Annotated in this window: 5 protein-coding genes and 1 pseudogene; 4 read left to right on the top strand and 2 right to left on the bottom strand. The window is 60.2% G+C overall.

The features are described 5' to 3' along the window. A pseudogene (locus NW843_RS02560) lies at window positions 1–642 on the top strand (DNA polymerase III subunit delta'); the annotation flags it as partial. Here the strand turns inward: NW843_RS02560 and NW843_RS02565 are convergent. Beyond that, entirely contained in the window at window positions 626–1,918 is a 1,293-nt protein-coding gene (locus tag NW843_RS02565; RefSeq protein ID WP_414415736.1) for an ATP phosphoribosyltransferase regulatory subunit, read from the bottom strand. The pseudogene NW843_RS02560 and the gene NW843_RS02565 sit on opposite strands and share 17 nt — an antisense overlap. Window positions 1,919–1,967: 49 nt before the next feature. Further along, the gene (locus NW843_RS02570) at window positions 1,968–3,038 is read right to left on the bottom strand and encodes an isochorismatase (protein WP_414522028.1); all 1,071 of its coding nucleotides are present in this window, start codon (window positions 3,036–3,038) and stop codon (window positions 1,968–1,970) included. 318 nt (window positions 3,039–3,356) lie between these two features. Between NW843_RS02570 and NW843_RS02575 the strand changes: the two genes are divergently transcribed. The 3 genes from NW843_RS02575 to rpsD all read left to right on the top strand — a co-directional run bounded on the left by NW843_RS02575 (window position 3,357) and on the right by rpsD (window position 6,796). Continuing rightward, the gene (locus NW843_RS02575; protein ID WP_414522029.1) at window positions 3,357–4,739 is read left to right on the top strand and encodes a nicotinate phosphoribosyltransferase; all 1,383 of its coding nucleotides are present in this window, start codon (window positions 3,357–3,359) and stop codon (window positions 4,737–4,739) included. Window positions 4,740–4,871: 132 nt separating this feature from the next. After that, on the top strand, window positions 4,872–6,008 hold the full coding sequence (gene gmd, locus NW843_RS02580) for a GDP-mannose 4,6-dehydratase (protein ID WP_414344822.1): 1,137 nt from the start codon (window positions 4,872–4,874) through the stop codon (window positions 6,006–6,008). Window positions 6,009–6,184: 176 nt separating this feature from the next. Then, entirely contained in the window at window positions 6,185–6,796 is a 612-nt protein-coding gene (rpsD, locus tag NW843_RS02585) for a 30S ribosomal protein S4 (RefSeq protein WP_414522030.1), read from the top strand. The last annotated feature ends 213 nt before the right edge of the window (window positions 6,797–7,009 follow it).

The following is a 7,009-nucleotide window of genomic DNA, read 5'->3' on the forward strand; positions in this document are numbered from 1 at the left end:
TCCGTCCCGCTTACGCGAAAGGACTCCGTCCCGCTTACGCGATCGGGAGCGGTGGTGGTGCTGGAGGGAGCCGAAACCTTGGCGGAAAGCGCTGCCAATGCTTTGTTGAAAACCCTGGAGGAGCCAGGCCCAGCCCATATTATACTCATCGCCCCCCAGGCGGCCTCGCTGTTGCCGACGCTGTTGTCCCGCTGCCAGATGGTGCCTTTTCGCCGCCTCAGCCCAGAAGAGGTCGACCGGGTGCTGAGTGGGTTGGGTTGCCCAGATCTGGCAGGGATCCCTCGATCCGAGCTGATTGCCTTGGCCCAGGGCAGCCCCGGCTTGGCCTTGCTGGCCCACCAGCACCTGCAGCAGATCCCGCCGTCGCTCCTTGAGGAACTCAAACGTTGGCCCTGGCACTCTTCTCTCCAGCAGGCATTGGAATTGGGCAGAGCGGTGGCCAGTTTGGAGCTGCCGGCACAACTGTGGCTGATCGATTATTTGCAGCAGCATTTTTGGGCGCAGGGATCCCGTCAGCCGTTTGCGCCAGGGGTGCAGAGCGCCATCCGGCAGTTGGAACGCATTCGCCAACACCTGTTGCAACTGGTGCAGCCCCGTCTCTGTTGGGAGGTCAACCTTGCCAGCATTAGCCCGGGTGGGTGATGTGGTAGCTGCCGTCGGCTTGTACCCAGGCGATCTCCGGGATCCGACATTGGCGGGCATAGGCTTCGATCTCTTCAGGGGCCCGATCCAGCAATTCCAGCTCCACCGCCTCCAATTCTCGCCAGCGGGCGGCCAAGGCCAGCGCCGCCGGGATCCCTGCCGGCACCAGGGGCACCACCAACCGTTTGCAGCCCATCTCCTCGGTTTGGGGATCGGGGGGCAAGAGCCGCAGCAGCGTATCCGGCAGAAGGGTAAAGCCGATCCCCGGCTGTTCGACCTGCTGAGGGCTGTAGAGGGCGTACAGCCGGTCGTAGCGTCCCCCCAGAGCAATGATCTCCCCGCCTGCCACTGCCTGAAAAACGATGCCGGTGTAGTAGGCCAGGGTTTGCAACAAGCTCAGATCCAGCACCACCCGCACCCCATGTTCCTCCAGCACCTGGCAGAGCTGCCGCAGATCCCGCAGCCGCTCAGGCGGCACAGGCAACTGAGCCAGGTCAGAAAGAACTGAGCCGGGCTGTCCCCGCAGCCCCAGAATCTGCAAGCCAATTTGGCGGGCGGCTTCCGGCAGAGGGGCCGATTCCAGGTAAACGTAGTCGAGCTGGGCAATGGCACGGCGCACTGCCGCTTGAGCCGTGGGGGCAACGGCGCTGAGCAAACTCTCGGTGAGGCTGACATCTCCCAGCAGCAGCGTCCAGGCGGCCTCCGTCCCGTTTACACAAGAAGAGATGCCGATCGAGCGAATGCAATCGGCCAGCAGCAGCAGAATCTCGGCATCTGCCAGCCATCCCCCTGCCCCGATCAGCTCCACTCCGGACTGAAAAAACTCCTGGCTACTGTAGGATCCCTCCTCCCGCCGGCTGTTGCGAAAAACGCTGCCGTGGTAGTAGAGCCGCAACGGCAAAGGCCCACCGGCTAGACGGGTGGCTGCCGCCCGCACAATGGAAGCAGTGAACTCGGGGCGCAGCCCCAGCATCGTCCCTTCGCCATCCCGCAGTTGCAGCACCGACTCAGCGCGGATGGATCCCCCCGCCAGCAGCGTTTCCAGCCGCTCTAGGGTGGGAGTGATGATGCGCTGGTAGCCATGGCGCCGGAAAACCCGGGTCAGCTGAGCCTCCAGCTTCTCCCGCCGTTGTACTTCCCGCGGCAGGAGATCCCGGGCACCGCTGGGGGGGCGCAGACTGCTGGAGACGGTGGAACTGGCCTCAGGGCGGGGATCCCAAAAGTGCTCCGCACCGCTACCGCGAGAGTGCTCCGCACCGCTACCGCGACCGTACACAGGGCTGCTCCAGCAGAGGATCCTGCTGCATCATACCGGATGTTGGAGGTCAGCTGGGATCCCGGGGAAACTCAGGCCACTCCCAGATGGGATCCGTGGAGCGCACTCGGTGCATTCCTGCTTCCGCAAAGCGGGCGAAAGCGGCCTCCGCCTGTTCGCTGAAATCCACAACGCCGGGGATCACCACCGCCGAGGTGCAGTCCTCCAGAAGATAAACTTTCTTGGCCAAGCTGGGATCCGTGGCTTGGATTTCCTGCAGCAGGTCACTCACCGTCCAGGCCACGCAATGGCTTTTGGCTTGGCCAGCCACGATCAGGGCGTCAAACTGCAGCAGGTGGTGGATGAGGAGCTCATTTTTCTCGTCGATGGGATCCCCTTCCGGCCCAGTCAAAACCTCCGGGCTAAGCACGGAATAATTTTCCGTCAAGGGATTGGCTCCCTTGAGCTGCAGGCTGGGCTGGCTGCAGCGGGCCATGCTGTGAAAGAAAATCGCCTCCTCCACCGCTGGCACCAGGGCATGGCCAATCCCCCCCAGCATGGAGTGGTAGGGCCAGACGATGAGGGGATATTTTCCCCCCTGCTCCAACTGCTCGGCGTAGTGCAGAGCGTAGACCTGCAACCGCGTCAGATCCCCCTGGGTGAGGTTGGCAGCCATGGCGGGGTTAACCCGCCAGCGTCCGCAGCGGATATCGGCTGCCGAAATGGCCGTGGCCGGCTCAGGATGGGCTCCCTGCGCGTCCACCCAAAAGACGGGGTGGAAGATCTGCATGGCCGTGTGGGTGTCGAGAGTGGCAATGATCTGGGTGAGGCAGGCCAAATTGCGGTAGATGAACTGACAAAGCCGTCGATTGTCTTCCACCGCTCCCAATCCGCCGGAACCGGCCACAAACAACTCAAAGCCGGGAATGCAAAAGGTGTTCTGCACATCAATGAGCAGCAAGCCCACCCGCACCCGATCCGCCTCTGCCGGCGGGATCCCTTGCTCCTTGGCCCAGAGCTCGGCTTCTGCTGCCCGCTGTTGGTAGGGCACGCGCCAAATCTCTCCCACCCGCTCCGGATCAAAGTGGGGGGGAAGGCCCGCTGGAGCCGCAACCGTTAGCTCCTGTAGAGTGGCATTCATGGCGTTCTCCCGGTGGGGGCTGGATTGACCAGGCTTGCACAAGCTTGATCTAAGGTTAAAGGAAGTCGGGCTGGTACTTATGGTTGGTTTCACTATAAGTTGGGGAAGAGGTTTTGTCCAGATGGCCGCCTGTGTTCTCGGCTAAGTTTGGATTTGGCGTCTTGTTGAGACCGATTTTTCGAGCTTTTCGGGGGTTGCGGTGCTTCTGGTGGATCCCGGACAGGCAGGCTTACTTATGGTAAGTTTCACTATAACCTTGGCGACAGCTCTCTGCTCGATCCCATCGCTCCCCATCGGCTTCTGCCTTGAGGTTTTTTCATGTTGAGCCCTGATTTCTCGTCGTTGCAGCCCCAAGACTATGGCTTGCTAACCGATCTGTACCAGTTCACCATGGCCGCTTGCTATGTGGGGGAAGGGCTAGAGGCTCAGCCCGCTGCCTTTGAGCTGTTCGTGCGGCGGCTGCCCACCGACTATGGCTATCTGATTGCCATGGGGCTCACCCAGGCGGTGGAATACCTGCAGCAGCTCAGCTTCGCCCCCGAGGCTTTGCGAGCACTGCGGGAAACGGGCATTTTCGCCGATGCGCCGGAGCGCTTTTGGGATCTGCTGGCCCGCTGCCGGTTTGAGGGGGATATGTGGGCGGTGCCGGAAGGAACGGCCATTTTCGCCAACCAGCCCCTGTTGCGGGTGGAAGCCCCCCTCTGGCAAGCCCAACTGGTGGAAACTTACTTGCTGTCCACCTTTAACTACCAGACCCTGATCGCCACCAAGGCGGCCCGTATGCGAGATGCAGCAGGGGATGAGGCCATTTTGTTGGAGTTCGGCACCCGGCGAGCTTTTGGTCCCCAGGCGGGGCTATGGGCAGCCCGGGCGGCTCTGGCGGCAGGGTTCAATGCCACCTCCAACGTCTTGGCAGCCCTGAAATTGGGGCGCAAGCCGGCAGGAACCATGGCCCATTCCCTGGTGATGGCCATTGCTGCTCTCTCGGGAGACGAAACCCGCGCCTTTCAATCCTTTCGGCGCTACTTTCCCCAAGCTGCGCTTCTAATCGATACCTACGATCCCATCCAAGGGGCGCGCACAGCAGCCCAGCTTTTTGCGGCCAGAAGCCCAGATCAACTGGGATCCCAGGGGGAAATCGGCGGGGTGCGCATCGACTCGGGAGATTTGGAAGATCTCTCTCGCCGGGTGAAACAAATTTTGCCTCAAGGAGCCCCGGTGTTCGTCAGTGGGGATTTGGACGAATACGAGATCGAGCGCCTGCATCGCTCCCAAGCCCCCATCAGCGGTTATGGGGTGGGCACCCGCCTGGTAACTGGAGAAGGCGTAAACGGGGTGTACAAATTGGTGGAAATCAACGGGATCCCAGTGGCCAAAGCTTCCTTTGCCAAAGCCACCCTTCCCGGTCGCAAGCAGATCTTTCGCGGCCCTGAAGGAGACTTGTTGGGCCATGCTGACGAGCCCCCGCCTCCTGGCTACGAACCGCTCTTGCGCAAAGTTATGGAAAAAGGGCTGCTGCTGGATCCCTTGCCGGATCTGGAAGCCATTGCCCGCACCAGCCGCGCTTCTGTGCTGCGCCTGCCCCAGGGAGTGCGACAACTGCGCCAGCCGGATCCCTGGCCCATGGCCCTGACTGCCGCTTTGCAACGGTTGAAAGACCACACCCTTGGCCAGGAATGTGCCTCGGCGGGCCCTGCCTGAGGAGAAGGAGTCCCGCTGCACTATAATGTTCTAGCTTCAAGGTCTCCGCTTTGAGGTTTGAGTTTTGCCATTGGACTTGAGCCTCAGGCCATTTTGATTTTTGGTGTTTTCCTAGTCTTTGCCCCCAGCTCTATGACCCAACGTGCCCTAATTACCGGCATCACCGGACAGGATGGCTCCTATCTGGCCGAGCTGTTGTTGAAGAAAAACTACGAAGTTCACGGCATCATCCGCCGCGCCAGCACCTTCAACACCGACCGCATCGACCACATCTACGTGGATGCCCACAACCCCCAGGCCAGGCTGTTTCTCCACTACGGGGATCTCACGGATGGCACCACCCTGCGCAGGATTTTGGAACAGGTGCAGCCGACGGAAGTGTACAACCTGGGGGCCCAATCCCACGTGCGGGTGAGCTTTGATGCGCCGGAATACACCGTCGATGCAGTGGCCATGGGCACGCTGCGTCTTCTAGAGGCCATCCGCGACTACCAGCAGCGCACCGGGATCCGGGTGAAGTTTTACCAGGCAGGCTCCTCGGAGATGTTCGGCCTAGTGCAAGAGATCCCGCAAAAGGAAACCACCCCCTTCTACCCGCGCAGCCCCTATGCCTGTGCCAAGGTGTACGGCTACTGGCAGACGGTCAACTACCGCGAAGCCTACAACCTCTTCGCCTGCAACGGTATCTTGTTCAACCACGAAAGCCCACGGCGAGGGGAAACCTTTGTAACCCGCAAGATCACCCGCGCCGTCAGCCGCATTGTGGCCGGCAAACAGGACAAGCTCTACCTGGGCAACCTGGATGCCAAGCGGGACTGGGGCTACGCCAAAGACTACGTCGAGGGGATGTGGATGATGCTCCAACAACCCCAGCCGGATGACTATGTGCTGGCTACCGGGGAAACCCACACTGTGCGCGAGTTTGTGGAACGGGCCTTCGCGCTGGTGGGCCTGCCGATTACCTGGAAAGGCTCCGGCCAAGCCGAACAGGGGTTGTACAAAGACCAAGTGTTGATCGAGATCGACCCCCGCTACTACCGCCCAACCGAGGTGGATCTGCTGTTGGGGGATGCTTCAAAAGCCAAGCGAGTCCTAGGATGGGAGCCCAAGGTGAGCTTCCCGCAATTGGTGGAGCTGATGGTGCTGGCCGACTTGGAAGCCATCGGCCTGGATCCGGATCCCATCTTGGGGGAACGGCGCACCCTCAACGGCTTGCTTAGCGAAGATCGCGCTTTCATCCGCACCCAGCTGGGGGTTCACTACGACTGACAAGACAGTTACAACGGTGGAGACGGGATCCCAAAAGACAGCCTTGACCCCTTGTCCAAAGCAGGAACTAAACGCTTAATATAGTAGATCGCCGATTCTTTTGGTGGTTTGTACTCTTGCTCCCCAGCTGACCATCTCTTGCTGACTTTGTTTGCTGATTTCGGAGAAATGCCCGCATGTCCCGCTACACAGGCCCCCGCCTAAAAATTATTCGTCGCTTCGGGGGACTTGATCTGCCCGGCTTGACGCGCAAGCGCCCCAAAAATACCAACCCGCCCGGTATGCATGGCGCCGAGCGCAAGAAAAAATCCGAATATGCCATTCGCTTAGAAGAAAAGCAGAAGGTGCGCTTCAACTACGGGCTGAGCGAGCGGCAGATGATCCGCTACATGCGCAAGGCACGGCGCTCCAAGGGATCCACCGGTTTGGCCTTGCTGCAAATGCTGGAAATGCGGTTGGATTGCATCGTGTTTCGTCTGGGCATGGCTCCAACCATTCCGGCAGCTCGGCAGCTCGTGAGCCACGGCCACATAGAGGTTAACGGCCAAAAGGTAACCATTCCCAGCTATGGCTGCAAAGTGGGGGATGTGATTACAGTAAGAAATAAGGAATCTTCCCGCAAGCTGGTGGCCGCCTACGCGGAGTATCCGGGGTTGTTTTTGCCGGACTACCTGGAGTTTGACAAAGAAAAGCTGCGCGGACGCATCAAGGAATTGCCCCCCCGCGAGCAAATTTGCGCCCCGGTCAACGAGCTTTTGGTGGTTGAGTTCTATTCCCGCAAGCTCTAGGGATCCCCTTTTGTGGCCATTGCAAATTGCAGGGGAATTTTGGGCAGTTTGACGTTCTCCTCACCCTTGAGGCCGGGGGATTTTTCACGGTTTGTTTTTTGTAGCGTTTCCCCTGCTCATCGCTCCTGTTGGCGATGCGTAGCGTTAGCTAGACCGCCGGGAAGCCCTGCCCTCTGTTAGTGACTAGTGGCTAGTCACTATCCACTCACCACT

It is taken from the genome of Synechococcus sp. R5-12 (genome assembly GCF_047502655.1).
Taxonomy (GTDB): domain Bacteria; phylum Cyanobacteriota; class Cyanobacteriia; order Thermostichales; family Thermostichaceae; genus Thermostichus.

What these genes read in the sequence shown, in the direction of transcription:
- rpsD (WP_414522030.1), top strand. Translation starts at nt 6,185, where the DNA reads ATGTCCCGCTACACAGGCCCCCGCCTAAAAATTATTCGTCGCTTCGGG.
- NW843_RS02570 (WP_414522028.1), bottom strand. Translation starts at nt 3,038, where the DNA reads ATGAATGCCACTCTACAGGAGCTAACGGTTGCGGCTCCAGCGGGCCTT.
- NW843_RS02575 (WP_414522029.1), top strand. Translation starts at nt 3,357, where the DNA reads ATGTTGAGCCCTGATTTCTCGTCGTTGCAGCCCCAAGACTATGGCTTG.
- gmd (WP_414344822.1), top strand. Translation starts at nt 4,872, where the DNA reads ATGACCCAACGTGCCCTAATTACCGGCATCACCGGACAGGATGGCTCC.